The 14,952-nt window shown below is 72.4% G+C and carries 13 protein-coding genes; 10 read left to right on the top strand and 3 right to left on the bottom strand.

The features are described 5' to 3' along the window. Positions 1-156: 156 nt before the first annotated feature. The 3 genes from ACWGO8_RS10115 (at position 157) to ACWGO8_RS10105 (ending at position 4,318) form a co-directional block, all read left to right on the top strand. Positions 157-1,470: a glycosyltransferase gene (locus tag ACWGO8_RS10115; protein WP_452042931.1), complete on the top strand. Its 1,314-nt coding sequence runs from the start codon at positions 157-159 to the stop codon at positions 1,468-1,470. A gap of 134 nt (positions 1,471-1,604) precedes the next feature. After that, positions 1,605-3,374: an ABC transporter ATP-binding protein gene (locus tag ACWGO8_RS10110; protein WP_452042930.1), complete on the top strand. Its 1,770-nt coding sequence runs from the start codon at positions 1,605-1,607 to the stop codon at positions 3,372-3,374. Next, positions 3,371-4,318: an energy-coupling factor transporter transmembrane component T family protein gene (locus tag ACWGO8_RS10105; protein ID WP_452042929.1), complete on the top strand. Its 948-nt coding sequence runs from the start codon at positions 3,371-3,373 to the stop codon at positions 4,316-4,318. Before ACWGO8_RS10110 ends, ACWGO8_RS10105 begins: the two co-directional genes overlap by 4 nt. 31 nt (positions 4,319-4,349) lie before the next feature. Here ACWGO8_RS10105 and ACWGO8_RS10100 read toward each other — a convergent pair whose 3' ends face one another. Then, positions 4,350-5,306: an FKBP-type peptidyl-prolyl cis-trans isomerase gene (locus ACWGO8_RS10100; protein WP_452042928.1), complete on the bottom strand. Its 957-nt coding sequence runs from the start codon at positions 5,304-5,306 to the stop codon at positions 4,350-4,352. 109 nt (positions 5,307-5,415) lie between these two features. On the opposite strand from ACWGO8_RS10100, the gene ACWGO8_RS10095 reads away from it, so the two are divergent. Then, a complete protein-coding gene (locus ACWGO8_RS10095) occupies positions 5,416-6,291 on the top strand; it encodes a class I SAM-dependent methyltransferase (protein ID WP_452042927.1) in 876 nt (291 codons plus the stop codon). Here ACWGO8_RS10095 and ACWGO8_RS10090 read toward each other — a convergent pair. Continuing rightward, positions 6,288-7,193, bottom strand: coding sequence for a sulfurtransferase (locus ACWGO8_RS10090; protein ID WP_452042926.1), 906 nt, complete (start codon positions 7,191-7,193; stop codon positions 6,288-6,290). The genes ACWGO8_RS10095 and ACWGO8_RS10090 overlap by 4 nt on opposite strands. Next, positions 7,193-8,413: an AAA family ATPase gene (locus tag ACWGO8_RS10085; protein WP_452042925.1), complete on the bottom strand. Its 1,221-nt coding sequence runs from the start codon at positions 8,411-8,413 to the stop codon at positions 7,193-7,195. The genes ACWGO8_RS10090 and ACWGO8_RS10085 overlap by 1 nt, the downstream gene beginning before the upstream one ends. Positions 8,414-8,529: 116 nt before the next feature. Here ACWGO8_RS10085 and ACWGO8_RS10080 point away from each other — a divergent pair, with 116 nt between their 5' ends. The 6 genes from ACWGO8_RS10080 to mnhG are packed head-to-tail and all read left to right on the top strand — an operon-like array spanning position 8,530 to position 14,941. Then, a complete protein-coding gene (locus ACWGO8_RS10080) occupies positions 8,530-11,628 on the top strand; it encodes a Na+/H+ antiporter subunit A (protein WP_452042924.1) in 3,099 nt (1,032 codons plus the stop codon). Next, positions 11,625-12,143 (top strand): Na(+)/H(+) antiporter subunit C, encoded by a 519-nt coding sequence (locus ACWGO8_RS10075; protein ID WP_452042923.1) that lies wholly within the window; start codon positions 11,625-11,627, stop codon positions 12,141-12,143. The genes ACWGO8_RS10080 and ACWGO8_RS10075 overlap by 4 nt, the downstream gene beginning before the upstream one ends. Next, positions 12,140-13,726 carry a Na+/H+ antiporter subunit D gene (locus ACWGO8_RS10070; protein WP_452042922.1) on the top strand — a complete coding sequence of 529 codons (1,587 nt, stop codon included), beginning with the start codon at positions 12,140-12,142 and terminating at the stop codon, positions 13,724-13,726. The genes ACWGO8_RS10075 and ACWGO8_RS10070 overlap by 4 nt, the downstream gene beginning before the upstream one ends. Continuing rightward, positions 13,723-14,316 carry a Na+/H+ antiporter subunit E gene (locus ACWGO8_RS10065; RefSeq protein WP_452042921.1) on the top strand — a complete coding sequence of 198 codons (594 nt, stop codon included), beginning with the start codon at positions 13,723-13,725 and terminating at the stop codon, positions 14,314-14,316. Before ACWGO8_RS10070 ends, ACWGO8_RS10065 begins: the two co-directional genes overlap by 4 nt. Next, positions 14,313-14,585 (top strand): monovalent cation/H+ antiporter complex subunit F, encoded by a 273-nt coding sequence (locus ACWGO8_RS10060; RefSeq protein ID WP_452042920.1) that lies wholly within the window; start codon positions 14,313-14,315, stop codon positions 14,583-14,585. The genes ACWGO8_RS10065 and ACWGO8_RS10060 overlap by 4 nt, the downstream gene beginning before the upstream one ends. Continuing rightward, positions 14,582-14,941: a monovalent cation/H(+) antiporter subunit G gene (gene mnhG / locus ACWGO8_RS10055; RefSeq protein ID WP_452042919.1), complete on the top strand. Its 360-nt coding sequence runs from the start codon at positions 14,582-14,584 to the stop codon at positions 14,939-14,941. Before ACWGO8_RS10060 ends, mnhG begins: the two co-directional genes overlap by 4 nt. Positions 14,942-14,952 lie beyond the last annotated feature (11 nt).

The following is a 14,952-nucleotide window of genomic DNA, read 5'->3' as shown; positions in this document are numbered from 1 at the left end:
TCGGGGCTGACCGGGGCATTCCCCACTTCGACGGGGGTGCAGGGAGCCCCAGCGAACCCACAGCTCGGTGCCAGCCCTGAAACCCGGTGGGGCCAACCCCGAAACCCGCCCGAATCGCTTGTCGAGGGTTCCCCGGGCTGGATAGCTTCGCTGCTCATGTCCACCTACCTCCTCTGCGCCAGCCCCATCCAGGGTCACGTGGCGCCCATGATCGCCATCGCCCGCGACCTCGTCGGCCGCGGCCACGACGTCACCGTGCTCACCGGATCGCGCTTCCGCGACGCCGTGCTGACCGCCGGCGCCGACCACCGCCCCTTGGTCGGCACCGCCGACTACGACGACCGCATCATGCAGGACCTCCTGCCCGACCGCGACCGCCACCACGGCATCGCGAAGCTCGAGTACGACGTGCAGACCATGTTCGTGCGCCCCGTGCCCGACCAGTACCGCGCCCTCGAACAGGCCATCGCCGAGCTCGGGCCCGACGCGATCCTCGCGGAGGGCGCGTTCGCCGGCATCGTGCCGCTGCTGCTGGACGACCCCGCCACGCGGCCGCCGATACTCGGCGTCGGCGTGATCCCCCTCGTGCAGCTCAGCGTCGACACGGCGCCCGCCGGATTCGGCCTCGCGCCGAAGCCGGGCGCGTTCGGCCGGCTCCGGAACCGCGTCCTCAACGGGCTCGTGACGAAGGTGGTGTTCCGCAAGACGCAGGCCCTCGCGCAGCAGATCATGCGCGACCTCGGCCGCTCGGGCCTCGACACGTTCGTGTTCGACTCGACCCGCAAGTGCGACCGCTTCCTGCAGCTCTCGCCCGCCGAGTTCGAGTACCCCCGCGGAGATCTCAGCCCGAATGTGCGCTTCGTGGGCACGGTGCTGCCGCCCGCTCCGGCCGACGCGGCCCTGCCGTCGTGGTGGAACGAGCTGGACGGCGACCGCCCGGTCGTGCACGTCACCCAGGGCACGATCGACAACAAGGACTTCGACCGGCTCGTGCGTCCGACGCTCGACGCGCTCGCCGACCGCGACGTGCTCGTGGTCGTGGCGACCGGCGGTCGTCCGGTCGAGGAGCTCGGCGAGCTGCCGGGCAATGCGCGCGCCGCGGAGTTCCTCCCCTACGACCTCCTCCTGCCGAAGACCGACGTGTTCGTCACGAACGCGGGCTTCGGCGGCACCCAGTACGCCCTGAGCCACGGCGTCCCGATCGTCGCGGCCGGCGACACCGAGGACAAGCCCGAGGTCTCGATGCGCGTGCAGTGGTCGGGCGTCGGCGTGAACCTCCGCACCGGAACGCCCACCGCGGCCGCGGTCGCGAAGGCGGTCGACGAGGTGCTCGCCGACCGCACCTACCGGGATCGGGCCCGCGCGATGGCCGCCCGGATCCGCGACTACGACACGTTCGACCTGATCGAGGCCGAGCTCGAGGCATCCGTCATCGCCGCCTCGCTGCGACTCGAGACGCCGGTCGGCTGACGCGTCCGTCGGGCCGGGCAACGGGGCGGATGCCGCGCCTCGCCCGGCCCGAAGGCGAAAGGTTAGGCTGTCCTAAGCCGACACCGTCGGCGACGCCTACCCGCCGGCGGCAGCCGGCACGACCGGGACTCCCGATGACCGCTCCCCTGCTCGAGCTCGATGCCGTGCGCATCCGCCACGACGGTGCGACCCGCGCGACGCCCGACGGCGTGAGCCTCGCGGTGCGGCCGGGCGAGGTCGTGCTCGTGCTCGGACCGTCGGGTTGCGGCAAGTCCACGCTGGCGCTCGCGCTCGACGGCCTCGTGCCGCACGCCGTGCCCGCGGCGCTCGACGGCACGGTCTCGATCGCCGGGCTCGACAGCCGGGAGCATCCGGTCGGCGTGCTCAGCGCGCACGTCGCGATGGTGTTCCAGGACCCCGACGCGCAGGTGGTCACCGGCACGCTCCTCGACGAGGTGTGCTTCGGCCCCGAGAACCAGCTCGTGCCCGCCCACGAGGTGCTCGCACGCGCCGAACGGGCGCTCAAGCTCGTCGGGCTCTGGGAGCGGCGGGCCGACAATCCCGATCGACTCTCGGGCGGCGGTCGGCAGCGCCTGGCCATCGCCTGCGCGCTCGCGATGGCGGCGCCCGTGCTCGTGCTCGACGAGCCGACCGCCAACCTCGACCCCGCCGGCATCGACGAGGTCTACGCCGTGCTGCGCGAGCTCGCGTCGACGCGCGACCACGCGATCGTGCTCGTCGAGCACAACCTCGACGCCGCCGTCGACATCGTCGACCGGGTGGTCGTGCTCGACGCCGAGGGCCGTCTCGCGTTCGACGGACCCGTGCGCGAGGTGCTCCGCGACCACGTCGAGGAGCTGCTCGGCCTCGGCGTCTGGCTCCCCGTCTCCACGCTCGCGGCGATGCGGCTCCGCGCCGCGGGCGTCGCGCTCGATCCACTGCCGCTCACGCCCGCCGAGCTCGCCGCCGCACTCGACGCGGTCGAGGACCTGCCCGCGCCGCTGGTCGATATGGCGGGCGGGCAGGCGGCGCCGGCGGCGGCGGCGGCGGAGACTGCCCCCGGCCCTGCCCCCGCCCCCGCCATCCGCGTCCGCGGGCTCTCCGTGCGCCGGGGCGGTCGCCGCGGTCCGGTCGTGGTGCACGACGTCGATCTCGACGTGGCGGCCGGCGAGTTCCTCGCCGTCGTCGGCACGAACGGCGCCGGCAAGACGAGCCTGCTGCAGGCCGTCGCGGGCGTCATCCCGGCGGCATCCGGCACCGTCGACGTGCTCGGCCTCGACCCGCAGCGCGCCGATTCGCGTGAGCGGAGCCGCCGGATCGGGTTCGTCTTCCAGAACCCGGAGCACCAGTTCGTCGCCACCACCGTCGAGGACGAGCTCGAGACGAGCCTGCGGGTGCAGGACGTGCCCGAGCCCGAACGCGCGGGCGAGGTCGCCCGCATGCTCGAGCGCTTCGGCCTCGGCGAGCTCCGGGGCCAGCATCCGTTCCTGCTCTCGGGCGGGCAGAAGCGCCGCCTGTCGGTCGGCACGGCCCTCATCGCCGGTGCGCCGGTCATCGCGCTCGACGAGCCGACGTTCGGCCAGGACCGCGAGCGCGCGGCGGAGCTGCTCGACGTGCTGCGCGCGCTGCACGAGGAGGGCACGACCGTGCTCGTCGTGACGCACGACCTGCAGTTGGTCGCCGACTACGCCACGCGCGTGGCCGTCATGGCCGACGGTCGCCTGCTCGGTTCCGGACCCACCGCCGAGGTGCTCGCCGGGCCGCTCATCGACGAGGCCGGGCTCCGCCACCCGCCGCTCGCGCGCGCGACCCGCGGGCTCGCGCGGCATCCCGAGTGGCATGCGGTCACGCGGATGTCGCAGCTGCCGTCGCGGCGGCCGGGATCGTCGGGAGGCGCCGCATGACCGCCTCGGCCGAGGCCCGCGAGGCCCGCGAGGCGCGGCAAGCGCGCGTGCCCGACGCCGGGGGCGCCGACAGCCGTCCCCCGGCGGACACCGGCACGGCGAGCACCGTCGTCGACCCCTACGCCGAGCGTCGCGCGCCGCGGGCCGGATTCCTCTCCGCGCTCAACCCGCTCGCGAAGCTCGCCGCGCCGCTGCCCGCCATCATCGCGCTCATCTTCACGCGCGGCCTGGCGATCCCGACGGTGCTCATCCTGCTGTCGCTCGCGGTGCTGCTCATCGGCGCCCGGCTCCGGGCGCGCTGGGTCGCGCTGCTCCTCATCGGCCTGCCCGTGCTCGTCGCCGTGCTCGGCGTCAGCTTCGGGCTGTGGGTCGACCCGAGCCGGATCCCGACCGGGAGCCCCGGGGCATCCGTCGTGCTCGTCGAGATCGGCGGCTGGGAATTCACGCTCGCGGCGTACCTCATCGGGCTCGCCACCGCGCTGCGCATCGCGGCGCTGCTCGTGCTGAGCCTCATCGCCGGGCTGACCACCAGGGGTCCCGAGCTCGTACGCGCCCTCGTGCAGAACCTCCGCGTTCCCTACCGGATCGGCTACACCGCGCTCGCGGCGCTGCGCTTCGTGCCGCGGTTCGGGCACGAGCTCGAGGTGATCCGCGCGGCGCAGCGCGTGCGCGGCCTCGACCACGGACGCGGCCCGATCGCCGCGGTGCGTCGCACCCTCGCGGTCGCGATCCCGCTGCTCGCCGGCGCGATCCGCCACGCCGAACGCGTCGCCCTCGCGATGGACGCGCGGGCGTTCGGCGCGCACCCCACGCGCACCGAGCGCACGGTCAGCCGCTGGCGCGCTCGCGACACCGCCTTCGTCGTGCTCTCGTGGTGCGCGATCGCGGCGGTCTACTGGTGGGGCCTCACCTCCGGGTTCGGCGGGCTGGCCGGGCGGCCGTGACGCGCGGTCGCGCGACGGCCGCCCGACGTGCCTACTGGCCCTGCTCCGTCGCGGGCGCGGTGTCGATGATCTCGACGACGAACACCAGCGTCTGGCCGGCGAGCTCGCCGCCGTTCGGGTCGGTGCCGTAGCCGTACTGCGGCGGGATCGTGACGATGAGCTTCGTGCCGACCTTCTGGCCGACGAGCGCAGCGCCGAAGCCCTGGATGACCGCGTCGGTCGTGAACTGCGCCGGGTCGCCACCGTAGGACTGGTCGAAGACCTCGCCCGTGTCCCAGCTGGTGCCCTGGTAGTGCAGCGTCACGTTGTCGCCGGACTGCACCTCGGCGCCGTCGCCCTCCTCGAGCACCTTGAGCTGGTACTCGGCGGGCGGGGCCGTGTCGGGCAGGGTCACCGTGGGCGGCTCGCCCTCGGCGCCGAACTTCACCTCGGGCACGTCCTTCTTCCACTCGGCGGGCTTGAGCGGCTCCTGCACGTCGACCACGATGACGACGGTCTCGTTCGGCGCGATGCCGATGGTCTCGTTCCCCTGCTCGCCGTAGAGCGTGGAGGCCGGCGCGACCGTGACGGTGCGCGAGCCGGTGGGCACGCAGTCGATGCCCGCGAGGAACGCGTCGAACACGCTGTCGTCGCCCGCCGTGATGGTGGCCGGCTGCGAGAAGGCCTGCTCGCCGGTGGTGCCCGAGAACGCGCTCACGATCGCGTTCACGTCGTCGCCGGCCTTGGTCACCTCGCCGTCGCCCTCGATGAGGACCGTGCGCTCGAGCTCATCGGCCTCGAGCGGCGTCGTGAACGTCGCCGTCGGCGAAGCGCCGAAGTCGCCCTCGACCTTCACGCTGTCGCTGAGCGACCCGGACGGCACGTCCATGCAGTCGGCCGCGGCCGGGGTCGTGGTCTCGGGTCCGGGGCCGGCGGCGCAGCCCGCGAGGACGAGCGCGGCGGCGGCGGCGAGTGCGACAGGCGCAGTGCGGCGCAGGGCACGGTTCATGACGGGGATTCTCGTTTCGATCGGAAGCGCGAACTGCCAGTCTGCCCGGTGCTGGCTCTCGATTGCCTGAGACTTCGGATTTCCGCCGGATCAGGACGAGAATGGGCAGATGGGGGACACGACGACCGTACCCGATTCCGCAGGGGAGTTCACCGAGTCCGCGGCATCCGTCGCCGGACTCGACGAGGTGCTCTGGGACACGATCTCCACGGCCGTGCTCCTGCGGTCGCATCCGCAGTTCGATGAACGCGTGCTCGACGCGTACGCGCGCGACGGGGCATCCGCGTTGCCGACGGCCGAGCTCGTGGGCATCGGCGGGCTCGTCGACGCCGTCGAGCCGATGGCGTCGCTGGTCGAGCTGGCCCGCGAGCGCGCCGGCGAGCGGATGCCGCAGCTGCAGCTGCACGTCGCCGATCCGGCCGGGTGGGCGCCCGACGGCTACGACCTCGTGCAGTGCGTGCTCGGCATCGCGGCGTTCGACGACGTCACCGCGGGGATGCGTCACCTGGTCGATCGCGCCCAGCCGGGCGGTCGCGTCGTGATCGCGGTCTGGGCGCGCGACTCGCTGGATCCGCTGCCCGGACTGCTCGCCGCCGCGGCCGGCGGATCGGCGGCGGCCGGCGGATCGGCCGCGGCCGGCGAGTCCGACGAGGAGCCTGAGGAAGGAGCCGACGAGGAATCCGACGGCGCCGCCGAGCCTCCGCACACCGTCGTCGCAGCGGACACGGCCGGGAGCCTCGCGCACTGGCTGACCGAACTCGGCCTCGTCGACGTGCGGGCCGAGGCCGTGCAGCGGCACGTCGACCTCACCCCCGAAGTCGCCTGGCTCCTCGTGCAGGGCACCGGGCTGCACGGACTGGTCGACGGGCTCGACGAATCGGAGCTCGACACGGTGCGGGAGCGGTACCTCAGGGCGATCGCCGACGCGGACGTGCACGCCGTCGACGCCACGACGATCATCGCCGTCGGACGCCGCCCCGCCTAGTTCTGCGAGCCCCCGACGGTTGGCACGGAGTCGCCGGGCTCGTCCCCGGTCGCGACCGGGCGCCCGGGCTCGTTCGACCACTGGCTCCATGAGCCGGGGAAGAGCGCCGCGTCGATGCCGGCGAGCGCGAGGGCCGCGACCTGGTGCGCCGCCGTGACGCCCGAGCCGCAGTAGGCCGCCGTGGCCGTGCCGTGCTCGATGCCGAGCGCGGCATACTTCGCACGCAGTTCGTCGGGCGCGAGGAAGCGCCCGTCGGCGTCGAGGTTCGCCGCGGTGGGCGCGGAGCGCGCGCCGGGCACGTGGCCGGCGCGCGGGTCGATGGGCTCGACCTCGCCCCGATATCGCTCCGCCGCGCGCGAATCGAGCACGACGCCGGTCGCCGGCAGGGCGGCCACGCCGTCGGCGTCGATGACCGGCATCGCGCCGAAGTGCGCGGTGGCGTCGCCGCGTTCGGCGGTGGTCGTGCCCTCCTCGAGCGGATGCCCCGCCGCGGCCCAGGCCCGGAGCCCACCGTCGAGCATCCGCACGTCGCCGAACCCGGCGTAGCGCAGCAGCCACCACGCTCGCGCCGCGGACTGGTTCCCGAGGTCGTCCATGACCACCGCGGTGTCGCCGTCGCGCAGGCCCCACGAGCGCATGGCCTCGGTGAACGCCGCCTCCGCCGGCAGCGGGTGCCGCCCACGTCCGGTCACCGAGTGGTCGGCGAGGTCGTGGTCGAGGTCGACGTAGACGGCGCCGGGGATATGCCCTGTCAGGAATGCCGGTCGTCCGTCGGGCACGGCGAGCGACCAGCGCACGTCGAGCACGACCGTGCGGGTGTCCGACCCTGCGGTCCGCTCGTCGTCGAGGCGACGGGCGAGGTCGTCGGCGGTGATGAGGATCGGCATGGGAGACGCGGTCATCAGGGTTCTCTCCGCTTCCGCTTCTGGATCTCGGGCACGTGGAGCTCGGGCACGGCCCGCAGCATGAAGGCGTCGAAGTCGGGAACCGTGAACGCGGCATAGCCGTGCTCGGGCGTGTACAGCAGGCCCATGTCGATCAGCTCGGCACGGGTCGGCCCGAGCTGGGTCGATTCCCGCCCCATGACCCGCGCGACATCCGATGCCTTCTGCGGTTTCGGGCCGAGTTCGGCCATCGCCCGCAGGTACGCGGTCTGCAGCGGGGTGGCCCGATCGAGGCGGACGCGGAAGAACGACCCGTCGAGCTTGGCCTCGTACGCCTCCCGAGCCGCCGCCACGTCGGCTCGCCGGATGCGGTGCTCGGTCGCGACGCCCCAGACCTGGTAGCCGAGCTCCTGGATGAAGTACGGATATCCCTGGGTGATGCGGATGGCGAGCTTCACCGCATCGTCGTCGAACGTCACGCCTTCGAGGAGCGCGGGCTCGATGAGCGCCTTCCTCGCGTCGTCGTCGTCGAGCGACCCGACCGAGGGGAACGTGAAGAGGCGTTCCGCATAGCTCTTCGCGTCGCCGGCCAGCTCCGCGATCTGCGGCAGGCCCGCCCCGACGAAGGTGATCGGCAGGCGGCGCTGGACGGTCTTGTGCACGGCCTGGATGAGCGCCTCGAGCTGGCTCCGCCCCAGGAACTGGACCTCGTCGACGAGGAGCGCGACGCCCCGGTCCTGCTCCTCGGCCGCCTCCCCCACGGCGACGAACACGTCGGTCAGGTCCATCGAGAGGTCGCCGTGATCGCCGGCGCCCTCGGCGGCGGGCACATCCCAGCTGACGCTGAACGTGCCCTTCTGGTCGACGGAGACCGCGAAGGCGCTCAGCACCTCCCCGGCGCGACGCGCTCGATCCGTCCACCGCGCCCGCGGCGAGAGGCGGAGCAGGGCGGCCTTGAGCTGCGAGAACATCGCCTGGCGGAAGCGCGTGTCGTCGTGCTTGCTCGCCTCGATCTCCACGACCTCCCACCCGGCAGCGCGTGCGATCTCGCCGAACCTGCCGAGGAGGACGGTCTTGCCGACCCCGCGGAGACCCGTGATGACCATGGACTGCTCGGTGCGACCCCGCTCGAGGCGCTGAAGCAGGACGGTGAACGCCTCGAGCTGGTCGTCTCGTCCGACCACGATCTCGGGCGTCGCCCCGGCATTGGGTGTGTACGGATTGCTGACGGCGTCCACGCCCCGAGTTTATGAGTCTTTGGCTTCTTTATGAAGCGACGATAAATCGATCTAAACACTCTCCGGCCTTCGGTAGACTGATCGGACGGAATGTTGCGCGAGGCTCGGGAGGTCGGATGATCGCCAGCCTCGTCGCATTCGGCGTCGTCGCGCTCCTCACGCCGCTCGCAACGAGGCTGCTCGGCCGCCGGGTCTTCCCGATCATCGCGCTGGTGCCCGCCGCGGTCTTCGTCCTGCTCCTCACGTGGCTGCCGGGGGTCCTCGCGGGCACGCCGGTCGTCGAGGTCGTGCCGTGGATCCCGCAGCTCGGCATCGCGCTGTCGTTCCGCCTCGACGCCCTCGCGCTCCTCCTCGCCCTCATCGTCACCGGCGTCGGCGCGCTCGTGCTCCTCTACTGCACGCACTACTTCCGCGACGACGAGCCCGCGCTCGGCCGGTTCGCCGCGCTCCTCCTCGCGTTCGCGGGCGTGATGCTCGGCCTCGTCACCGCAGATGACGTGTTCCTGCTGTTCATCTTCTGGGAAGCGACGAGCGTGCTCTCGTACCTCCTCATCGGCCACTACACGGGCCGCAAGGAGAGTCGAGGCGCGGCCCTGCAGGCCCTCACCGTCACCACGTTCGGCGGCCTCGCGATGCTCGTGGGCCTCGTGCTGCTCGTCGTCGCGGGCGGCACCACCTCGCTCTCGGAGCTCGTGGCGCACCCCGTGACCGGCGCGGCCGGCGAGTGGGGCATCGCACTCGTGCTCGTCGGGGCCATCTCGAAGAGCGCGCTCGTGCCGTTCCACTTCTGGCTCCCCGCGGCCATGGCCGCCCCCACGCCGGTGTCGGCGTACCTGCACGCCGCGGCGATGGTGAAGGCGGGCGTGTACCTGGTGGCGCGCATGGCGCCCGGGTACGCCGACCTGACGGTGTGGCATCCGATCGTCATCGGACTCGGCGTGCTCACGATGCTCGTCGGCGGCTGGCGGGCGCTGCGCCAGTACGACCTCAAGCTCCTGCTCGCCTACGGCACGGTGAGCCAGCTCGGCTTCCTCGTGCTCGTCACCGGCTACGGCACGCGCGACGCGGCGCTCGCCGGCGTCACGCTGCTGCTCGCGCACGCGCTGTTCAAGGCCGCCCTCTTCCTCGTGGTCGGCATCGTCGACCACGCCGCCGGCACGCGCGACTGGCGCAAGCTCTCGGGGCTCGGCCGCCGCATGCCCGTGATCGCGACCATCGCGATCCTCGCCGCCGCGTCGATGGCGGGCATCCCGCCACTGCTCGGGTTCGTCGCGAAGGAGGCCGTCTTCACGGCCTTCCTCGAGGCCGCGGCGGCCGGCGAGTCGTGGGCGTGGGTCGCGCTGGTGGGCGCGTTCCTGGGCTCGGTGCTCACGGTCGCGTACTCCGTGCGCTTCGTGTGGGGTGCGTTCTGGACCCGCCCCGGCGTCGAGCCGACGCCGCTGCACGCGGAGTCGCCGCTCATCGGCATGGCGCCCGGCATCCTCTCGGCGGCGAGCCTCGTCGCGGCGTTCGCGATCCCGGCGATCGAGCCCCTGCTCGCCGCCTACGCCGACGAGCTGCCCGGCCCGCACGACTACCACCTCGCGCTCTGGCACGGCCTCGAGCCCGCGCTCTGGATCTCGCTCACGGTCTTCGCGCTCGGCGCGCTGCTCGTCTGGGGCCGCGTGCGCGTCGCCCGCCTGCAGGCCGCGGTGGCCCCGATGGTCGACTCGGCGCGCGGCTACCTCGGCATCGTCTCCGTCGTCGACCGCGTCGCGGCGGCGGTCACGACCGCGATCCAGCACCGCGGGCTGCCCGGCTACCTGGCGATCATCGTGGCCGTGTTCATCGGCGGGCTCGGCGCGGCATCCGTCATGAACACCGCCTGGCCCGACGGCGTGCGGCTCTGGGACTACCCGGCGCAGCCGTTCCTCGCGTTCGTCATGGCGATCGCGGGACTCGCGGCCGCGACCGTGAAGCAGCGCATGACGGCGGTGCTGCTCGTGAGCGTCACGGGCTACGGGCTGGTGCTGCTGTTCGGCATGTCGGGCGCGCCCGACCTCGCCCTGACCCAGGCCCTCGTCGAGACGATCGTGCTCGTGGTGTTCGTGCTGGTGCTGCGCCGTCTCCCCAAGCAGATCGCGCAGCGCAACCCTCCCGTGCACAAGGTCGCCCGCGGCATCATCGGAGCGCTGGCCGGCATCGTGATGGGGATCATCGGCCTCGTGGCGCTCGGCGCCCGCATCGAGCCGACCATCGCCGAGGGGCTGCCGGCGTTGGCGATCGAGGCGCACGGCAAGAACATCGTGAACGTGATGCTCGTCGACATCCGCGCCTGGGACACGCTCGGCGAGATCTCGGTGCTCGTCGCGGTCGCCACCGGCGTCGCGAGCCTCATCTTCGTCTCCGGCCGCACGGGCGGCGCGCCGCGACTCGACCTCACGGAGCTCGACGTCCCCGTGAGCCGCCGCGAGCGGCTGCAGCCGGTGCCGGAGCAGGCGTCGAGCATCCGCGCCCCGCGCACGAGCCTCGCAGACACCGAGGGCGAGACGGATGCCGCGGGCGAGGCCGCCTCGACCCGGCAGACGTGGCTCCTCGCCGGCCGCACGCTCTCGCCGCGCAACCGCTCGATCCTCATCGAGGTGCTCGTGCGACTGCTGTTCCACCCCGCGATCATCGTGTCGGTCTACCTGCTCTTCGTGGGCCACAACGCCCCGGGCGGCGGCTTCGCGGGCGGCCTGCTCGCCGGCCTCGCGCTCGTCGCCCGCTACCTCGCGGGCGGGCGCTACGAGCTCGGCGAGGCGGCCCCGGTCGACGCCGGGCGCCTGCTCGGCACGGGCCTGCTGCTCGCCGCAGGCACCGCGGCGGCCTCGCTGCTGTTCGGCGGCGCCCCGCTCGAGTCGGCGTGGTTCGAGGCCGAGCTGCCGCTCATCGGCACCATCTCGATCGGCACCTCGACGCTGTTCGACATCGGCGTCTACCTCGTGGTCGTCGGCCTCGTGCTCGACATCCTCCGCTCGCTCGGCGGGGAGGTCGACCGCCAGGAGGAGCTGGCCGGCGACGAGAGCGAGGAGGGCGGCGACCTCGACCGCGGCGGCGCGGCGGCCGGTGCCGACCTCGAGCAGGGCGAGGGGCCCGAGATCGCCGAGCGCCCCGAGCACCTCGACGCCGAGCTCGAGACCCCGCTGACGACGACCGACCACGCCCCCGACACCGCCGAGGAGGTGCGCCGATGACCGCCTCGCTCACGCTCGTCGTGCTCATGGCCGTGCTCTTCGGCGCGGGCATCTCGATCATGCTCGAGCGCAGCCTCACCCGCGTGCTCATCGGGTTCCTGCTCGTCGGCAACGCCGTGAACATCCTCATCTACCTCATGAGCGGCACCCCGGGCCTCGCGCCGATCCTGGGCGAGGGCGTCGACCCCGACGAGATCTCCGACCCCCTGCCGCAGGCGTTCGTGCTGACCGCGATCGTCATCAACCTCGGCATCACGGCCTTCATGCTCGCGCTCATCTACCGTTCGTGGTGGCTCGCCCAGCTCGGCACGAAGGGCGACCTCGTCGACGACGAGGAGGAGGACGTGCAGGACGCCGAGGAGGCCGCCGACCTCATCCGCAGCTCCGCGGCCGATGACGCGGCGATCCAGGAGATCATCGACGCGAGCGACGAGGAGCCCGACGAGGGGTTCGAGGAGGAGCTGGAGCTCGAGGCATCCGCCCGCGACCGCAGCGACGGGGGTGATGAGCGATGACCGCCGTGCTCGTGCCGCTCGTGGTGCTGCTGCCCCTGCTCGGGGCGGCGACCGCGCTCATCCTCGGCCGCCACCGCCGCGCGCAGATGGCCGTGAGCGCTGGCGTGCTCGGCACCGTGACGGTGATCGCCGCCGTGCTGCTCGGCGCCGTCGACGCGGGCGAGTCGACCGTGGTGTCGATCGGCGCGTGGCCGGCGCCGTACGGCATCGTGCTCGTCGTCGACCGCCTGTCGGCGATCATGCTGCTCATCTCCGCGATCGTCCTGCTCGTGGTGCTCGTGTACGCCGTCGGCCAGGGCGTCGCCGACCGCCACCGCGAGACGCCGGTGTCGATCTTCCACCCGAGCTACCTCATCCTGTCGGCGGGCGTGTTCAACGCGTTCATCGCGGGCGACCTGTTCAACCTGTACGTCGGGTTCGAGATCCTGCTGTCCGCGAGCTACGTGCTGCTCACGCTCGGCGGCACGGGCGAGCGCATCCGCGCGGGCGTCACGTACATCATCGTGAGCCTCGTCTCGTCGCTGTTCTTCCTCTCGGCGATCGCACTCGTCTACGGCGCGACCGGCACCGTGAACATCGCGCAGCTCTCGGTGCGCCTGGCCGAGCTCCCCGACGGCGTGCAGCTCATCCTGCACCTGCTGCTGCTCATCGCGTTCGGCATCAAGGCCGCAGTGTTCCCGCTGTCGTTCTGGCTGCCCGACTCCTACCCGACCGCGCCCGCACCGGTCACCGCCGTGTTCGCCGGCCTGCTCACGAAGGTCGGCGTCTACGCGATCATCCGCACCGAGACCGTGATCTTCACCGAGAGCGACCTCACGGTGCTGCTCATGGTCGTCGGCGGGCTCACGATGCTCATCGGCATCCTCGGCGCGCTCACGCAGGCCGACATCAAGCGACTCCTCTCGTTCACGCTCGTGAGCCACATCGGCTACATGATCTTCGGCATCGCCGTGGGCACGCAGCTCGGCCTCGCGTCCACGATCTACTACGTGGTGCACCACATCACCGTGCAGACGACGCTGTTCCTGACGACCGGACTCATCGAGCGCTTCGGCGGCGCGACCTCCATCAACCGGCTCGCGGGGCTGCTCAAGGCGTCGCCCTTCCTCGCGATCCTGTTCTTCATCCCGGCGCTGAACCTCGGCGGCATCCCGCCGTTCTCGGGCTTCCTCGGCAAGACGGGGCTCTTCCTCGCCGGGGCCGAGCAGGCGGGCGCAGCGGATGCCGCGGGCATGGCCTGGCTGACCTGGGCCGTGATCGCCGCGGGCGCCGCCACCTCGCTCATCACACTGTACGCCCTGACGCGGTTCTGGAACATGGCGTTCTGGCGCGGACGCGGCGAACTCGAGGGCTACGAGTCGGTGCTGCTCGGCTCGGTGCAGGAGGCGCCCGAGGGCGCCACCGTCACCGCGACGCGCACGACCCCCGTGCTCATGGTCGCGGCGACCACCACGCTCGTGGTGGTCACGGTGCTGCTGACGGTCTTCGCGGGTCCGCTCTTCGACCTGACCGACCGCGCCTCGTTCGACCTCGTCAACCCCGAGGCGTACGTCTCCCTCGTGTTCCCCGGAGGCATCCGATGAGCCGGCCCGAGCTCGAGGTGTCGCGCTGGCGGTCGGTGTGGCGGCAGCTGCCGCTGCTCATCGGACTCGTCGCCCTGTGGCTCTTCCTCTGGGACCACGTCGACACGCTCACGGTCGTGACGGGCGTGATCCTCGCGATCGCCGTCACGCGCGTGCTCTACCTGCCGCCCGTGCTCCTCAGCGGACGCTTCAACCCGTGGCGCGGCCTGCTGCTCGGCCTGCGCATGATGTTCGACGTCGTCGTCGCGTCGCTCCAGGTCGCGTTCCTCGCCGTGAACCCGCGGTGGAAGCCGATGAACTCGATCATCGCCGTGCAGCTGCTCACCCGCTCCGACCTCGTCACGACCCTCACCGCCGAGGCGATCTCGGTCGTGCCGGGCACCGTCGTGGTCGACATCGACCGCGAGCGGGGACTGCTCTACCTGCACGCGCTCGGCACCCGCACCGAGGCCGACATCGAGCGCACCAGGCGCGGGGTGCTCGGCACCGAGGAGCGCATCGTGCTCGCGATCGGCACGCACGCCCAGGCGGTCGCCGTGCGGAAGGAGCAGCGCGCGCGGCGCGCCGCCGAGAAGGGACGGACCCCATGACCTTCCTCACCGTCGTCAGCGTCATCGCTGGCGTCATGTTCGGCATCGGCGCGCTCGCGGCGGTCTTCCGCATCATCCGCGGGCCGTCGATCCTCGACCGGGCGCTCGCGACCGACGTGCTGCTCGCCATCGCGATCTGCGCGCTCGGCGCCGAGATGGCGATCAACAAGCACACCGACACCCTCGTGGTCATGCTCATCCTCGCGATGTTCGCGGTCGTCGGTTCGATCTCCATCGCCCGGTTCATGGCGAAGCAGGATGCCTCGTGAACGCCACCGAGATCGTCGTCGGCGTGCTCATCCTGGTGAGCGCCTTCCTGTCCATGGCCGCCGGCATCGGCATCGTCCGGTTCCCCGACGTGCTCACCCGCCTGCACGCCGCGACGAAACCGCAGGTGGTCGGCCTCGCCGCCGTGCTCCTCGCGATCCTCCTGCAGGTGCCGACGTGGGGCGTGCTCACGACCATCGTGCTGGTCATGACCTTCCAGCTGCTCACGCAGCCGATGACCGCGCACATGCTCGGCCGGTCGGCGTACCGCACCGACCACGTGCGCCGCGACCTGCTCATCGAGGACGACCTCGGCCGCGACATCGAGGAGCACGACCAGGAGGACGCGCACCGCTGAGGTCGACGAAC

The organism is Agromyces sp. NPDC055661 (genome assembly GCF_053618135.1).
The sequence above is the reverse complement of the archived record's forward strand: the minus strand, read 5'-3'. Positions and strand labels throughout refer to the sequence as shown.